This is a genomic window from Streptomyces sp. ISL-66, from assembly GCF_018614135.1.
In the GTDB taxonomy this organism is placed as follows: Bacteria; Actinomycetota; Actinomycetes; order Streptomycetales; family Streptomycetaceae; genus Streptomyces.
Genome location: NZ_JAGGOW010000010.1, coordinates 51,181 through 51,666 on the forward strand (window position 1 = coordinate 51,181; position 486 = coordinate 51,666).

General features: G+C 72.0%; 1 protein-coding gene. It reads right to left on the reverse strand.

The features are described from left to right. Positions 1–96 precede the first annotated feature (96 nt). Positions 97–486: vancomycin high temperature exclusion protein (locus J7E97_RS02635; RefSeq protein ID WP_251053661.1), on the reverse strand; the 390-nt coding region annotated here is incomplete at its 5' end.

Sequence of the window (486 nt, forward strand, 5' to 3'; positions counted from 1 at the left end):
CGGCCTTGCCGCTCAGATCCACAACAGCCACGGTTCCACACCCCTGTCGCACACGACGGATCGACATATGCCTAATCGGTATATCACCCAGCGGCGTCAGTCTGCCAGAGCGGCCAGGGCCCGCGACACCCCTTCCTCCTTCGGACCCAGGAAGCGCGGCTCCGGCCGGAAGACCGCGTCCAGCGCCGCCTTCCCCGCCGCGAAGACCTCGCGCGCGCCGCCGTAGTACCAGGTCGCGTCGTGCGCCTCGGCGACCCCGACCCCGTACGCGTCCACGCCCGCGGCCCGGCACAGCGCGACGGCCCGGCGGATGTGGAAGCCCTGGCTGACCAGCACCGCCCGCCGCACCCCGAAGATCTCCCGGGCCCGGACGCAGGAGTCCCACGAGTCGAAGCCCGCGTAGTCGCTGACGATGCGGGCGTCCGGCACGCCGTGGCCCGTCAGGTACGTGCGCATCGCGTCGGGCTCGTCGTACTCGGTGCGGCT